The 14,716-nt window shown below is 45.3% G+C and carries 15 protein-coding genes; 11 read left to right on the top strand and 4 right to left on the bottom strand.

Annotation, left to right across the window (positions count from 1 at the left end; translation table 11 throughout):
• The first annotated feature begins 7 nt into the window (after positions 1-7).
• The 6 genes from thiM to BGM23_RS02470 all read left to right on the top strand — a co-directional run bounded on the left by thiM (position 8) and on the right by BGM23_RS02470 (position 6,208).
• The gene (gene thiM / locus BGM23_RS02445; protein WP_029726196.1) at positions 8-826 is read left to right on the top strand and encodes a hydroxyethylthiazole kinase; all 819 of its coding nucleotides are present in this window, start codon (positions 8-10) and stop codon (positions 824-826) included.
• The gene (gene thiE / locus BGM23_RS02450) at positions 823-1,491 is read left to right on the top strand and encodes a thiamine phosphate synthase (protein WP_015250933.1); all 669 of its coding nucleotides are present in this window, start codon (positions 823-825) and stop codon (positions 1,489-1,491) included. The genes thiM and thiE overlap by 4 nt, the downstream gene beginning before the upstream one ends.
• A gap of 156 nt (positions 1,492-1,647) precedes the next feature.
• The gene (efeU, locus tag BGM23_RS02455; protein WP_029726198.1) at positions 1,648-3,093 is read left to right on the top strand and encodes a ferrous ion permease EfeU; all 1,446 of its coding nucleotides are present in this window, start codon (positions 1,648-1,650) and stop codon (positions 3,091-3,093) included.
• Positions 3,090-4,247, top strand: coding sequence for an iron uptake system protein EfeO (efeM, locus tag BGM23_RS02460; protein WP_029726199.1), 1,158 nt, complete (start codon positions 3,090-3,092; stop codon positions 4,245-4,247). The genes efeU and efeM overlap by 4 nt, the downstream gene beginning before the upstream one ends.
• An 18-nt stretch (positions 4,248-4,265) precedes the next feature.
• The gene (efeB, locus tag BGM23_RS02465; protein WP_029318658.1) at positions 4,266-5,516 is read left to right on the top strand and encodes an iron uptake transporter deferrochelatase/peroxidase subunit; all 1,251 of its coding nucleotides are present in this window, start codon (positions 4,266-4,268) and stop codon (positions 5,514-5,516) included.
• An 89-nt stretch (positions 5,517-5,605) separates the two neighbouring features.
• Positions 5,606-6,208 carry a DsbA family oxidoreductase gene (locus BGM23_RS02470; RefSeq protein WP_029726200.1) on the top strand — a complete coding sequence of 201 codons (603 nt, stop codon included), beginning with the start codon at positions 5,606-5,608 and terminating at the stop codon, positions 6,206-6,208.
• Between the two features lie 30 nt (positions 6,209-6,238).
• On the opposite strand, the gene BGM23_RS02475 is transcribed toward BGM23_RS02470, so the two are convergent.
• The 3 genes from BGM23_RS02475 to slrA form a co-directional block, all read right to left on the bottom strand.
• Positions 6,239-7,780 (bottom strand): solute symporter family protein, encoded by a 1,542-nt coding sequence (locus BGM23_RS02475; RefSeq protein ID WP_029726201.1) that lies wholly within the window; start codon positions 7,778-7,780, stop codon positions 6,239-6,241.
• Positions 7,777-8,085, bottom strand: coding sequence for a DUF485 domain-containing protein (locus BGM23_RS02480; RefSeq protein ID WP_029726202.1), 309 nt, complete (start codon positions 8,083-8,085; stop codon positions 7,777-7,779). Before BGM23_RS02480 ends, BGM23_RS02475 begins: the two co-directional genes overlap by 4 nt.
• 442 nt (positions 8,086-8,527) lie before the next feature.
• Positions 8,528-8,686, bottom strand: a complete 159-nt coding sequence (gene slrA / locus BGM23_RS02485; RefSeq protein ID WP_003243648.1) for a transcriptional regulator SlrA — start codon at positions 8,684-8,686, stop codon at positions 8,528-8,530.
• 354 nt (positions 8,687-9,040) lie between these two features.
• Between slrA and slrC the strand changes: the two genes are divergently transcribed.
• The 4 genes from slrC to galT all read left to right on the top strand — a co-directional run bounded on the left by slrC (position 9,041) and on the right by galT (position 12,913).
• Positions 9,041-9,712 (top strand): transcriptional regulator SlrC, encoded by a 672-nt coding sequence (gene slrC, locus BGM23_RS02490; RefSeq protein ID WP_014478350.1) that lies wholly within the window; start codon positions 9,041-9,043, stop codon positions 9,710-9,712.
• Between the two features lie 17 nt (positions 9,713-9,729).
• Positions 9,730-10,113: a GtrA family protein gene (locus BGM23_RS02495; protein ID WP_029726203.1), complete on the top strand. Its 384-nt coding sequence runs from the start codon at positions 9,730-9,732 to the stop codon at positions 10,111-10,113.
• Positions 10,114-10,195: 82 nt separating this feature from the next.
• Positions 10,196-11,368: a galactokinase gene (locus BGM23_RS02500; RefSeq protein ID WP_015250940.1), complete on the top strand. Its 1,173-nt coding sequence runs from the start codon at positions 10,196-10,198 to the stop codon at positions 11,366-11,368.
• Positions 11,369-11,371: 3 nt separating this feature from the next.
• On the top strand, positions 11,372-12,913 hold the full coding sequence (galT, locus tag BGM23_RS02505) for a UDP-glucose--hexose-1-phosphate uridylyltransferase (RefSeq protein ID WP_029726204.1): 1,542 nt from the start codon (positions 11,372-11,374) through the stop codon (positions 12,911-12,913).
• A 70-nt stretch (positions 12,914-12,983) separates the two neighbouring features.
• Here galT and BGM23_RS02510 read toward each other — a convergent pair whose 3' ends face one another.
• On the bottom strand, positions 12,984-13,229 hold the full coding sequence (locus BGM23_RS02510; RefSeq protein ID WP_009968363.1) for a GlsB/YeaQ/YmgE family stress response membrane protein: 246 nt from the start codon (positions 13,227-13,229) through the stop codon (positions 12,984-12,986).
• 515 nt (positions 13,230-13,744) lie between these two features.
• On the opposite strand from BGM23_RS02510, the gene qoxA reads away from it, so the two are divergent.
• Positions 13,745-14,710 carry a cytochrome aa3 quinol oxidase subunit II gene (qoxA, locus tag BGM23_RS02515; protein ID WP_010886637.1) on the top strand — a complete coding sequence of 322 codons (966 nt, stop codon included), beginning with the start codon at positions 13,745-13,747 and terminating at the stop codon, positions 14,708-14,710.
• Positions 14,711-14,716: the final 6 nt, after the last annotated feature.

A 14,716-nucleotide genomic window follows, 5' to 3' on the forward strand; every position in this document is an offset into this window, starting at 1 on the left:
TGCAAACATGGATGCACAATCAGCAGCAAAATGTCTTACTGCTGTCCGCCGGCATAGCCCACTGGTGCATAGCATAACCAACAATGTCGTAACGAATTTCACAGCAAACGGCCTGCTCGCCCTCGGCGCATCGCCCGTTATGGCGTACGCAAAAGAAGAGGTCGCCGATATGGCGAAGATTGCGGGTGCACTCGTTTTAAATATCGGAACACTGAGCAAGGAGTCAGTCGAAGCGATGATCATCGCGGGGAAATCAGCTAATGAACATGGCGTTCCCGTCATTCTTGATCCTGTCGGTGCCGGAGCAACACCGTTCCGCACTGAATCGGCACGTGACATCATTCGTGAGGTGCGCCTTGCTGCAATCAGAGGAAATGCGGCGGAAATTGCCCATACCGTCGGCGTGACCGATTGGCTGATCAAAGGTGTTGATGCGGGTGAAGGCGGAGGCGACATCATCCGGCTGGCTCAGCAGGCGGCACAAAAGCTAAACACAGTCATTGCGATAACTGGTGAAGTTGATGTCATAGCCGACACGTCACATGTATACACCCTTCATAACGGCCACAAGCTGCTGACAAAAGTGACAGGCGCCGGTTGCCTGCTGACTTCCGTCGTCGGTGCGTTTTGCGCTGTGGAAGAAAATCCATTGTTTGCTGCTATTGCGGCCATTACTTCGTATGGGGTCGCCGCTCAGCTTGCCGCACAGCAGACGGCTGACAAAGGCCCTGGAAGCTTTCAGATTGAATTGCTGAACAAGCTTTCAACTGTTACTGAACAAGACGTCCAAGAATGGGCGGCTATAGAAAGGGTGACTGTCTCATGACTCGTATTTCTCGGGAAATGATGAAAGAGTTATTATCTGTATACTTCATTATGGGGTCAAACAATACGAAAGCCGATCCTGTTACAGTTGTACAAAAAGCGTTAAAAGGCGGTGCCACCCTGTACCAGTTCCGTGAAAAAGGCGGGGATGCGCTGACAGGAGAGGCTCGGATTGAATTTGCTGAAAAAGCGCAGGCAGCTTGCCGTGAAGCTGGTATTCCGTTCATTGTCAATGATGATGTGGAATTGGCTCTGAAGCTGAAAGCTGACGGTATCCACATCGGCCAGGAAGACGCAAATGCGAAAGAGGTAAGAGCTGCCATAGGTGATATGATTCTCGGCGTTTCTGCCCATACGATGTCTGAGGTGAAGCAAGCTGAAGAAGACGGAGCCGATTATGTCGGGCTTGGGCCGATCTATCCGACTGAAACGAAAAAAGATACGAGAGCGGTACAAGGGGTATCTCTTATTGAAGCAGTGCGCCGCCAAGGCATCAGCATTCCAATTGTCGGCATCGGTGGCATCACAATAGATAATGCCGCACCTGTTATCCAAGCGGGGGCCGATGGCGTCAGTATGATCAGCGCCATCAGTCAGGCGGAAGATCCTGAGAGTGCTGCACGCAAGTTTCGTGAGGAAATTCAAACATATAAAACAGAAAGATAATCGTTCATCTTCCTTCAAAAGGCTGTTCTGTAAAAGGACAGCTTTTTTGCTGTCCATCAAGGTTTTCAGACCTTCAAATTTTAATTGACAAAGGACAAGAACTGGCTATGATTATGTTATACAATGATAATCATTTTCAATTATAGGAGGAACATGATGGCTCGGGGGCTGGCACTTATTCTATTCAGCTTGTTGATGGTTTTCGGTTCTGCGGCACATGCGGAAGATGATCCGATCGCCGCATTAATTCAATTAAACAAGCAAATGATCAAATCCGTAAAAGACGGGGATATGGATTCGGCACAACAAACGTTTGAAACCTTCAAAGCGAAGTGGAAAAAAGAAGAACCTTCTATTAAGAAAGAAAACCTTTCTTCTCACAGTGAAATGGACGCGAATATCGCGATGATTTCTCTTTCTTTTATCAATCAAGACGCAGGCAAGCTCAAAACACAGCTTGAAGAGCTTTCGTCTCATTTAGAAACCTACCAGCAGGCTGTCGTGCTGAAAAAGACATCCTCAGGTCAATCAAGGGCGTCCTTAACAGCCTATATACAAAGCTTGAAAGACACAAAACAGTTAATAGAAAAAAAACAATTGGATGAAGCGTCATCCGCAATCGACAATTTAGTTACATCCTGGCTCGCCGTTGAGGGAGACGTCGTGTCCCAATCGAAAGAAGCCTATACGACATCGGAGGAAAATCTGGCACTGATGAAGGCGGAGATCGGCAGCCATCCTGAAAAGGTATCAAAGCAAATTGACGAAATGATTCAATTGCTCGAGCCGATCGCTTCAAGCAGCTACAGCTGGTGGGATGCGGCGCTGATCCCGATTCGTGAAGGAATGGAGGCCCTCCTTGTCATCGGAGCGCTATTAACCATGACAAAAAAAGCGCGGGTTACGCGTTCCTCGACATGGATCTGGGGCGGGGCGTCCGCCGGCATGGCTGTTTCCTTAGCAGCCGGCATCGGTGTCACGGTTCTGTTCTCTTCCAGTGTATTCGGAGAAAACAATTTCTTGCTTGGCGGCGTTACCGGCGTACTGTCCGCTGTCATGCTTTTGTATGTCGGGGTGTGGCTGCACAGAAACGCCTCAATGGATAAATGGAGAGAAAAAATCAATATCCAGAAGTCACAGGCACTAAAAAAACGAAGCCTGCTTTCCTTTGCGCTCATTGCATTTCTGGCAGTTGTAAGAGAAGGTCTCGAAACGGTCATCTTTTTCATCGGGCTTGTCGGGAAGCTCCCGCTCACTGAACTGATCGGCGGAACTGCCGCAGGGCTTATCGTTCTCGTCATCGTCGGTGTTCTGATGATCAAGCTCGGAATGCGCATTCCATTGAAGCCGTTTTTTCTTCTATCAATGGCGGTTGTCCTGTATATGTGCGTGAAATTTCTCGGAACCGGCGTTCACAGCCTTCAGCTGGCGGGCATTCTTCCGTCTGATGCAGAAAGCTGGCTGCCGTCTGTATCGGTGCTAGGAATTTATCCGTCTGTGTACAGCACGATTCCGCAAATGTTGATTTTCCTCTTTTTACTGATTGCGCTTGTTTCAGAAGCGGCAAAACATTTTACAAACGGAAAGGAACTGACAAAATGAATTTCACAAAAATCGCTGTATCAGCCGGATGCATCCTTGCGCTGTGCGCAGGCTGCGGAGCCAATGACACATCTTCAACCAAAGAAAAAGCTTCATCTGAAAAAAGCGGGGTCACTAAAGAAATCACTGCATCCGTAAATAAAATGGAAACCATCATTTCTAAGCTGAATGACTCAGTGGAAAAAGGAGACCAAAAAGAGATTGAAAAGAAGGGGAAAGAGTTAAACAGCTACTGGCTTTCCTTTGAAAACGATATTCGCAGTGACTATCCATTCGAATATACAGAAATCGAAAAGCATCTTCAGCCAATCTACACAGAAGCACAAAAAGACAAACCGGATACAGTAAAAATCAAGACAGAATCCGAGTCATTGAAAGCGTCCTTAGAAGACCTGACAGAAGCGAAGAAGAGCGGCAAAAAGGCTAGCGATCAGCTGGCAAAAGCAGCAGATGAGTATAAAGGCTATGTCAAAAAGCAGAGTGGCCAGCTTGTCAAAGCGACTGAAGCATTTACAAGCGCTGTGAAATCCGGCGATATCGAAAAATCTAAAACGTTATATGCGAAAGCGCGTGTTTATTACGAGCGTATCGAACCGATCGCTGAAAGCCTTGGAGATCTTGACCCGAAAATTGATGCACGAGAAAACGATGTTGAAGAAGGAGACAAATGGACAGGCTTCCATAAGCTTGAGAAGGCCATTTGGAAGGATCAAGATATTTCCGGGGAAAAGGCAACAGCTGACCAGCTTCTCAAAGATGTAAAAGAGCTTGACGGTTCAATTCAATCACTGAAATTAACCCCTGAACAAATTGTTGCAGGCGCGATGGAGCTTCTGAACGAAGCCGGAATTTCGAAAATCACGGGAGAAGAAGAGCGCTACTCACGGATTGATTTAGTTGACCTTATGGCAAATGTGGAAGGCTCCGAAGCCGTTTATCAAACAGTGAAAAGCGCGCTTGTAAAAGATCACTCCGACTTGACGGAAAAACTGGATACGGAGTTCAGCGAATTTGAAGTTTTAATGGCAAAATACAAAACAAATGATCAGTCCTATACGTCTTATGATAAATTAAGTGAAAAGCAAATCAGAGAGCTGAGCACAAAGCTGACGACTCTTTCTGAAACCATGTCGAAGATTGCGAATGTGCTATAAAAGGAGTTTTGTAACATCATGAGCGATGAACAAAAAAAGCCAGAACAAATTCACAGACGGGACATTTTAAAATGGGGAGCGATGGCGGGGGCAGCCGTTGCGATCGGTGCCAGCGGTCTCGGCGGTCTCGCTCCGCTTGTTCAGACTGCGGCTAAGCCATCGAAAAAGGATGAAAAAGAGGAGGAGCAGATTGTTCCGTTTTACGGAAAGCATCAGGCCGGAATCACAACTGCCCATCAGACGTATGTCTATTTTGCTGCCCTGGATGTAACAGCAAAAGACAAAAGCGACATCATTACGTTATTTAGAAACTGGACAAGTCTCACACAGATGCTGACATCTGGCAAGAAAATGTCAGCGGAGCAGAGAAATCAATATCTGCCGCCGCAGGATACAGGTGAGTCTGCTGATTTATCCCCTTCCAACTTAACGGTCACATTCGGATTTGGGCCTAGCTTTTTTGAAAAAGACGGAAAGGACCGCTTCGGGCTGAAAAGCAAAAAGCCGAAGCACCTAGCCGCTCTTCCAGCGATGCCCAATGACAACCTGGATGAAAAGCAGGGAGGCGGGGACATCTGCATTCAAGTATGTGCAGACGATGAGCAAGTGGCGTTTCACGCGCTGCGTAACCTGCTAAATCAAGCGGTCGGCACTTGTGAGGTCCGCTTTGTGAACAAAGGCTTTTTAAGCGGAGGAAAAAATGGCGAAACACCGCGCAATCTCTTCGGGTTTAAAGATGGAACAGGCAACCAGAGCACGGAGGATGACAGCTTGATGAACTCGATCGTGTGGGTTCAGTCCGGTGAGCCTGACTGGATGACGGGCGGCACCTATATGGCTTTCCGGAAAATCAAAATGTTCCTTGAGATATGGGACCGCTCTTCCCTCAAGGACCAAGAGGATACCTTCGGCCGCAGAAAAAGCTCAGGGGCGCCTTTCGGACAGAAAAAGGAAACAGATCCCGTGAAGCTGAATCAAATTCCGTCTAATTCACACGTCAGTCTAGCGAAATCTACGGGAAAACAAATTTTGCGAAGAGCTTTCTCTTACACAGAAGGACTTGATCCGAAAACCGGCTATATGGATGCAGGTCTTCTGTTTATCAGTTTTCAAAAAAATCCCGACAATCAGTTTATCCCGATGCTGAAGGCTCTTTCAGCAAAGGATGCGTTAAACGAATATACACAAACAATCGGTTCTGCTTTATATGCATGCCCAGGCGGCTGCAAAAAAGGAGAATATATTGCCCAGCGTTTGCTGGAATCATAAAAGAAGCCTTTACAGGCTTCTTTATTTAAAAAACAGTTGTAACTTTAATTGTTACAGTTTAAAATCAATTTATACGAAAGGAGATTATCATGACAGTACACATTAAAGTTTATTCAGATTACGTCTGCCCATTTTGTTTCGTTGGAAAAGCCGCTTTTGAAGAAGCGATAAAAGGAAAGGATGTTGATGTCGAGTGGATGCCGTTTGAACTGCGCCCAAGCCCATCTCCTCAGCTTGATCCGGTCAATGATCCTTCCAAACAGTACATGTGGCAGACATCAATTCAGCCAATGGCGGAGAAATTAGGAGTTGAGATCAATTTTCCAAACGTCTCGCCCCATCCGTATACAGACCTCGCGTTTGAAGGCTTCCATTTTGCGAAGAAATACAATAAAGGACATGAATACAACACCCGTGTCTTTCAGGCGTTTTTCCAGGAGGGCCAAAATATCGGCGACATTGACATCTTGACGAAGCTCGCCGAGGAAGTGGGATTAGACGGTGCATCATTCAAATCAGCACTGGAAACAAGAACATATCAGGACGTGCAGCGCCAAGCCTTGAAGCACGCCTATGAAGAGGCTGACATCACAGCCGTTCCAACCTTTATTATCGGCGACACTGTAATTCCGGGTGCTGCCGGCAAGGATGTATTTGAAAAAGCGATTTCTGACGAGCAGAAGAAAAAGTAAGGAAAAAGCTCTCTATAAAGAGAGCTTTTTTTATTCCTGTTCCATATGGACGCCAGTATGCGCCTTCACCTGTATTTCCGCAAACGTATCTTCATCAATTGTTTTATCAGACGACAGCACCGTTCCGAGCCACGCGCCGAGGAAGCCGAGCGGGATGGAAATAATCCCTGGATTAGACAGCGGAATGAGCGGATCACCGGTAAAAATAGCACCTCCGGCCGGGTCCCACACACTAGGGCTCATCGACACCAGCACAAGCGCGCTGATCAGGCCTGTCAGGCTGCCCCATAAAGCGCCTGAGGGATTGAATCGTTTCCAGAAGACTGTAAACACAATCAGCGGAAGGTTTGCGCTGGCGGCTACCGCAAACGCGAGTGCAACAAGGAACGCCACATTTAAGGATTGTGCAAAAATCGCAAGGAGAATCGAGAGCACTGACACGGCGACAGAAGCCCATCTGGCCGCTTTCATCTGTTCTTTTTCAGTTGCTTCTCCCTTTCTGATGATCTGGCTGTAAATATCATGGGCAAATGCTGAGGCGGCAGACAGCACCAACCCTGTCACGACAGCCAAAATGGTGGCAAAGGCGATGGCTGACACAAACGCGAACAGAAAGTCTCCTCCGAGTGCTTTTGCTAAAAGCGGAGCCGCCATATTTCCCGCTTGATCAGCCGCCGTAATCGCGTCAAAACCGACAAATGCCGCGGCACCAAAGCCGAGAAATACCGTCATAATGTAAAACACACCGATAATCCATGTCGCTGACACAACGGATGTACGGGCCGTCTTGGCATCCTTAACGGTATAAAACCGGATCAATATATGCGGAAGCCCGGCGGTTCCCAGCACGAGTGCCAAGTTTAACGACAAGGTCTCAAGCGGCACCTTGTATTTATTTCCGGGGTTCAAAAAATCAGCGCCCAGCGGAGTAGCCGTTTTCATCTGTTCAAACATGGTATTAAGGCTAAAGCCGAATTTCGAAAACACGATAATCGAAATCACGAGTGTCCCGGCCATCAGCAAAACGGCTTTAATAATTTGAACCCAGCTTGTCGCGATCATGCCGCCAAACACGACATAAATGGTCATCAGCACTCCGACGATGAGGACAGCCGCGGTATAATCCAGCCCTAGAAGCAGTTTGATCAGCGCGCCCGCCCCCACGAGCTGGGCGATCATATAAAAAGTAGAGATGGCAATGGTATTGAGAGCCGCGACACCGCGGATTTTCTTTTCTTTAAAGCGAGCGGCAATCATGTCTGCCATCGTGTACTTTCCAAGATTCCGAAGCGGCTCCGCCACGATGTACAAGACAACGAGATAAGCCACCAGAAAACCGATGCTGTAAAAGAAGCCATCAAATCCATATAACGCAATCATTCCGGCAATCCCGAGAAACGAGGCGGCAGACATGTAGTCACCGGCAATTGCCAGTCCATTCTGAACGCCGGTGAGCCCGCCGCCCGCCGTATAAAACTCACTCGTCGTTTTCGTCCGCTTCGCGGCAAAATACGTGATAATAAGCGTCAGGCCAACAATCGCCAAAAATAATAAAAAAGCAGTCATATTCATGTCTGTTCACCCTTCAGATCCTCTTTTAAAGCGCTTACATACTTATCGAAATGGGCGGCTCTCCGGGAATACACAGTACTCAGTATCCAGGTCATAGCGAATTGGGCGATGGCGAACAGCCAAGCCCATGAAACAGCTCCAATGGCCGGTGCATTCAAAAAGGTGAAACAAGATGTCAAAACAGGGAGTGAAAAATAAAAGACAAAAAAGAAAATCGCAGAAGGAACAATAAAAGCGCGTTTCTGCTTTAAAAAAGCTTGAAAAGACGGCGTTGCAGCAATCTGTTTATAATCAGCTTTGTACATGGCTTTCCTCCTTTTATTCGCTAAACGTAAGCAAAAAGGTACACCAATAGGTATGTACTGAAAGTCCGATTTATGCGTTGAACAATATCTGGAGGATGAAAAAAGAAGGAAGTCGTGAAGAGGTGAACACAGTGGTCTAAAGACAGGCGAAGGTTTTCAAGCTCGGCCGTGTATAAACGAGTTTGCTTTCAAAACCTCACCGAATGCAGCTTGTTCTCAGCAAAGCTGCTGTTTACCAGAGCACGGTTATCATGTTCGCATCACCTCTTTATGACAATGCATGTGCCAAGAGGTGATCGCATCACCGGCTGTCTGTCGTAGTTAGCTGACACACCGTTTGTCCTCAAGCTCAGCGCAGCGATTTGCTTTTGAATAGAGGATATGGTGAAAACTCAGATCAGGTGATAGAAAAGCCAGAGGTAAATAGATCCGCCTGTTCGGACTAGTCTTGCCGGACGGTTTTTTTGTGGTTTTTCTTTCTCGATGCTGTCTCAGATTCTAAAAACTGCCTCACATCATGAATGCCTAATCCAATGGATCTAGCTTCTTGAATTAACATATGCCAACCTTTGTCCAAATCTTTTTTAACATGAGTTTTCATAGTAACCTCCAATTGTATAAAATGTTTTCCTGCAACATGCGGGCAATAAAAGACAAGCCAGCGCGATGATGAGGCGAGTACAACAAATTTCACACATAGTTGCTCGGTGTTCACAAACTGAAGGAAAAACCACCTACCTATTCCCTAAAAAAATGACTAATATAACCAATGGACCTTATTTATAATAATAAACAATTAAATACTGACTGGATAGTATGTAAATGAAAATAAATCATTTAGCCTATTAAAAATGACCCCTGGGAAACCGAATAGCATAACCGTTCAAAGAAATAAATACCGCTAAAGATTGATCCGGTGTAAGATAAGGGTAATCATTACCGCCAGGAGAAAAATATGAAAAAAAACAAATTTCAAATTAAAAGAGAAGCAACATTTGAAAGTTTTATAGACGCTGGCGTGAATTTGTTGATTGACCGAGCGTATGATCCGGTTTCTGTAGAAGATATCAGCAGAGCCGCCGGGTACAGCAAAGGAGCATTTTATGTTCATTTTGTCAGCAAGGACGATTTTCTGCTGTACCTTCTCGAAAAACGTCAGATGAAAAAAAAGATCATTATAGGGTATCTTGATCAAATGGAGCGGGAGTCAGTGAAATCGCTGACATTGGACGAGGCTGCAAAACACGCTGCAGAACTGCTTTATTCCTATTACATAAATAAGCCGTCGTGGGACATCACCTCGTTTGCCATGAACATGCCGACATATAAAGTTTTAAAGAAATGCAAGGCCTATGTCCGGCTGTACGAATTGTGGGTGGAAGAAAATGTGTTATATATTAAGTGGCTGAAGGAGAGAAAGCTGATTGACGCCTGTATTGATCCTGAATATACGGCTAAAATAATATGTGCAGTCCTCGACGGAATCATCAAACAATCATATGTATTGGGCCAGCCAGCCACCTTCCGCAGCTTTTTAGACGCACTCTCGGTATTTTTCACTTTAGACAGAGAGCACGAGACGCCAAGAATTTTGAAAAGTTTTTCAGAAAGCGAGGAACATCAGTGAAGTATAGAGAAATAATTATGTATATCATTATGGGGGTTTTCACAACCATTGTGAATATCGCCAGCTTTTATATATTGGTAGAGATCATGAATATGGATTACAAAGCCGCCACTGTCGCCGCTTGGATTTTGTCCGTGCTGTTTGCTTACATAACAAATAAATTATATGTGTTTCAGCAAAAAACACATGATCTGCAGAGCCTGCTGAAAGAGCTCACTGCTTTTTTCAGCGTTCGGGTCCTGTCTCTCGGCATAGATTTAGGCATGATGATCATTCTTGTCAGCCAGTTCAATACAAATGAAACCTTGGCCAAAATACTCGACAACGCGGTCATTGTTGTCGTCAACTATGTTGCGAGCAAATGGCTCGTCTTTAAAAAAACAAAAGAAGAAGGGGTATGACAGAGGACAGCAGCATATGATCTGCCGTTTTCTATGGAGAAATAAGGGGAATAAAAAATAAAAACCAGAAAGGTGATTGCACATGCGGGAAGAGCTAAAGGGGATATTTGCAAGTGTATTCGGAGAAAAAGAGGGGTTACGGTTTTTTTTCGCACCTGGAAGAGTGAATCTGATTGGAGAACATACAGACTATAACGGCGGGCATGTATTTCCGTGCGCGCTGACAATGGGTACATATGCTGCTGTTGCAGAAAGAAACGACGGGCTTGTCCGGATGTATTCAGATAACTTTAGAAACGCAGGCATCAAGGAATGCAGCCTTGACGACATTCGCTATCAAAAAGAAGACGACTGGGCGAACTACCCAAAAGGCGTGATTTATGAATTTCAACAGAGGGGATATGCAGTTCCCCATGGCTTTGACATTGTATTTTCAGGGAATATTCCAAACGGGGCGGGGCTGTCGTCTTCCGCTTCTATTGAACTGCTGATGGGGGTCGTGCTCCGAAGCTATTTTCATCCTGAAGTAGATGCGCTTGAGCTTGTGAAAATGGCGCAGCATGCGGAAAACCATTTTATCGGCGTCAATTGCGGAATTATGGACCAATTTGCAATTGGAATGGGGAAAAAACATCATGCGATGCTGCTGAACTGCGACACGCTTGACTATGAATATAGCAAACTCAATGTCTCAGGCCTCGCGCTGGTCATCGCGAACACGAACAAAAAAAGGACATTGGCTGACTCAAGCTATAATACGAGACGCCAAGAATGCAATGATGCATTGCTTGATTTGAAAAAAGGCCTCGATATTGCCGCACTGGGCGACATCAAGCCTTCTGATTTCGATGCGCATTCCAGCCTGATCCAAAATGAAACGAACAGACGCCGGGCAAAGCACGCTGTATACGAAAATCATCGTGCTATTAAGACGGCCCATATGTTCAAAGAGAACAATATAGATGAAATCGGGCAGTTAATGAAGGAATCCCACCTTTCATTGAAGGATGACTATGAAGTAACATGCCCTGAACTTGATGAGCTTGTGTTTGCGGCATGGGATCACGAAGGTGTAATTGGATCAAGAATGACGGGAGCAGGCTTTGGCGGATGCACCATCAGCATTGTAAAAGATGAATTCGTTGATGATTTTATTCAGAAGGTTGGAGACAGATATCAAGAAAAAACAGGGCTCCGAGCGGATTTTTATGTCGCGGATATCGGAGAGGGAGCGAGAGAACTAAAGGGGGAGTGACATATGAGTATTTTTGAACATCTGGAACAGCTGCTTGAGTATGGCCTGGAACGAAAATTGATTTCGATCTGGGATCGGGAATATACGAGAAACCGTCTTTATGAAGCGCTGGGCATCACACATCCCGAGCCGGTCTCCGGCATCTGCATCAAGCAGTCACAAAGCCTGCCGGACTTGCTCGCTCCCATCTATAAATGGGCTGCCGAAACCGGCCGAATGGAAGCGGATACAGATACGTACCGTGACCTGCTCAGCGCAAAGCTGATGGGCTGTTTTGTACCTGCTCCGTCAGAGGTCATTCGCAAATTTGAAGAGACAAAAGCATTATACGGCCCAAAACAGGCGACAAAGGAATTCTATCAATATTCAGAGGATGTCTATTATATACGGACTGACAGAATCGCCAAAAATGTTCATTGGACGGTGCCGACCGAATATGGCGAACTGGAAATGACCATTAACCTATCAAAGCCTGAAAAGGACCCGCAAGCGATTGCGGCTGCAAAAGAGCAGGAACAGACAAATTATCCGATGTGTTTGCTGTGTAAAGAAAATGTCGGGTTCGAGGGTAGCGTGAATCATCCAGCCCGGCAAAATCACAGAATCATTCCGGTCACCCTTGAGGACGAACAATGGTTCCTGCAATTCTCGCCATATGTCTATTATCCAGAGCACTGCATTGTCTTAAAAGGTGAACATGAACCGATGGAGATCAGCAAAAAAACATTTGAAAGGCTGCTGTCATTTCTCGGGCAGTATCCGCATTATTTTATCGGTTCAAACGCGGATCTGCCGATTGTCGGCGGCAGCATCCTAAGCCATGATCATTTTCAAGGCGGCGCGCATGATTTTCCAATGGCACGTGCAGAAGCAGAAGACGTTTATGGATTAAATGATTATCCCGGCGTGTCGCTGGGCTTAGTGAAGTGGCCGATGTCTGTGCTCAGGCTCCAAGGAGACGAACCGGGTCATGTCGCCGAAGCTGCTGACCATATCTTCCGCACGTGGCAGACGTATTCCGATGAAAAAGCCGGCATTGCCGCCTATACAGGCGATACGCCCCATAATACGGTCACACCGATTGCGCGGCGCAGGGGAGACTTGTACGAACTCGATATCGTACTGAGGAACAACCGGACGGATGAGGAGCATCCATTAGGGATATTTCATCCCCATAAAGAAGTTCACCATATTAAAAAAGAAAATATCGGCCTGATTGAGGTCATGGGATTGGCGATATTGCCGGGCCGCTTACAGGAGGAAATGAAAGAAACGGCAGCGGCGCTATGCTCTGCTGATCCGAAAACAGCTTTAGAACAAAATCCGCTCACGGCAAAACATAGTGAGTGGGCTAATCGGATGATGGAAAAAAGAACCATAACAAAAGAGAATGCAGATCTAGTCATAAAAGAAGAGCTGGGACATGTATTCGCGCGCATCCTTGAACACGCCGGTGTGTTTAAACAGACAACAGAAGGAAAACAGGCCTTCAGAAGGTTTATCGACCAGTTGGGCGCCAAACCAGTCAAAAGCCTCAACCGCTAGGGTTGAGGCTTTTTCGATTTTTATGGCAAAACAAACACCCAAAGCGCTGACGCTTCGGGTGCTGCTGCTTTTATCCTCTTTTTCTGGTTAACAGGCTTACTAGAAAGACAACAATGGCTGCACCGATTACCGCTGGAATAATGGCAAATCCGGCTAGGTGCGGCCCCCATGTTCCAAGCAGCCCGTGTCCGATCCAGGCGCCAATAAGACCTGCGATCATAGACCCGATAATTCCTCCGGGCATATCTCCTTTTACAAACAGGCTTCCAAGCCATCCGATAATAATAGCGACGATAAGTGAAATAAGAAAACTCATCATGCAACACATCCTATTTTTTATTTATTTGCTTATATCATTCCTCTTTTTTGTATAAGATAAACAACTGGATGCTCTCATTAAAAAATACGGACAATTCAGAGCATATTGGCTCTTCATTGCGCCTTTTCTTTCAATATTTGATGCGTTAAAATGGTAACCGTGTGAAAAGATGCTAGACAAGGAAAAAATAATTCCTATCTAGAAAGTTTAACAAAATGAAATTTTTGATTGACCTAAGTTTTTTATTGTGGTAAACCTTTATTTGTCAGAATTAGTTCTTCATCATCTTTTCTTTACTTATATGCGGAAATAACTAGAAACTTTTCATCTTAAGCGATAGATGTGAATAAAGTTGGAGCAATTTTTGTCGATTTTATGACATTTAAGCGAAAATGGGATGAAGTTTATAAAAAAATAAAGCTAATAAGTGAAGTTTTTGATAGCATAACAAAGTAGAGAAAAGATTTTGAGGAAGTATGCACTTCAGATTTATTACATCAATAGGAAGGATGGTGATCTTCTTGTTCAGAGCATTAAAACCGTTGCTTGTATTAGCGCTGTTAACTGTGGTTTTCGTCCTTGGGGGATGCAGCAATGCTTCAGTACTAGATCCGAAAGGACCTGTAGCTGAACAGCAAAGTGATTTAATCCTGTTATCTATCGGATTTATGCTGTTTATCGTCGGGGTCGTCTTTGTTCTATTTACCATTATTTTAGTAAAATACCGCGACCGTAAAGGCAAAGATAATGGATCTTATAACCCAGAAATTCACGGTAACACGTTTTTAGAAGTAGTCTGGACAGTGATCCCAATTTTAATCGTCATTGCACTTTCTGTGCCAACAGTACAGACGATATATTCGTTAGAAAAAGCTCCTGAAGCAACAAAAGATAAAGAGCCTCTTGTTGTTTATGCTACTTCGGTAGACTGGAAATGGGTATTCAGCTACCCTGAACAGGATATTGAAACGGTCAACTACTTAAACATTCCTGTCGACCGCCCGATCTTGTTCAAAATCTCATCTGCAGATTCAATGGCTTCGCTATGGATTCCTCAGCTTGGAGGGCAAAAATATGCGATGGCAGGAATGCTGATGGATCAATACTTACAGGCTGACAAAGTGGGTACTTACGAAGGCCGCAACGCGAACTTCACAGGTGAACATTTTGCAGACCAAGAGTTTGATGTGAATGCAGTTACAGAAAAAGACTTTAACAGCTGGGTGAAAAAGACTCAGAACGAGGCTCCTAAGCTGACAAAAGAGAAGTATGATGAATTGATGCTTCCTGAAAATGTGGACGAATTAACGTTCTCTTCTACTCACTTGAAATACGTTGATCACGGACAAGACGCTGAGTACGCGATGGAGGCGCGCAAACGCCTTGGCTATCAAGCCGTTTCACCGCACTCTAAAACAGATCCGTTTGAAAACGTAAAGAAAAACGAATTTAAGAAGTCTGATGATACAGAAGAATGATATTGA

The organism is Bacillus sp. FJAT-14266 (genome assembly GCF_001719225.1).
GTDB lineage: Bacteria > Bacillota > Bacilli > Bacillales > Bacillaceae > Bacillus > Bacillus subtilis.

Coding starts and splice junctions, on each gene's coding strand:
- galT (WP_029726204.1), top strand. CDS start 11,372: ATGAGTATTTTTGAACATCTGGAACAGCTGCTTGAGTATGGCCTGGAA.
- thiE (WP_015250933.1), top strand. CDS start 823: ATGACTCGTATTTCTCGGGAAATGATGAAAGAGTTATTATCTGTATAC.
- slrA (WP_003243648.1), bottom strand. CDS start 8,686: ATGAAAACTCATGTTAAAAAAGATTTGGACAAAGGTTGGCATATGTTA.
- BGM23_RS02480 (WP_029726202.1), bottom strand. CDS start 8,085: ATGTACAAAGCTGATTATAAACAGATTGCTGCAACGCCGTCTTTTCAA.
- BGM23_RS02500 (WP_015250940.1), top strand. CDS start 10,196: ATGCGGGAAGAGCTAAAGGGGATATTTGCAAGTGTATTCGGAGAAAAA.
- efeB (WP_029318658.1), top strand. CDS start 4,266: ATGAGCGATGAACAAAAAAAGCCAGAACAAATTCACAGACGGGACATT.
- slrC (WP_014478350.1), top strand. CDS start 9,041: ATGAAAAAAAACAAATTTCAAATTAAAAGAGAAGCAACATTTGAAAGT.
- BGM23_RS02475 (WP_029726201.1), bottom strand. CDS start 7,780: ATGAATATGACTGCTTTTTTATTATTTTTGGCGATTGTTGGCCTGACG.
- efeU (WP_029726198.1), top strand. CDS start 1,648: ATGGCTCGGGGGCTGGCACTTATTCTATTCAGCTTGTTGATGGTTTTC.
- efeM (WP_029726199.1), top strand. CDS start 3,090: ATGAATTTCACAAAAATCGCTGTATCAGCCGGATGCATCCTTGCGCTG.
- BGM23_RS02470 (WP_029726200.1), top strand. CDS start 5,606: ATGACAGTACACATTAAAGTTTATTCAGATTACGTCTGCCCATTTTGT.
- BGM23_RS02495 (WP_029726203.1), top strand. CDS start 9,730: ATGTATATCATTATGGGGGTTTTCACAACCATTGTGAATATCGCCAGC.
- thiM (WP_029726196.1), top strand. CDS start 8: ATGGATGCACAATCAGCAGCAAAATGTCTTACTGCTGTCCGCCGGCAT.
- BGM23_RS02510 (WP_009968363.1), bottom strand. CDS start 13,229: ATGAGTTTTCTTATTTCACTTATCGTCGCTATTATTATCGGATGGCTT.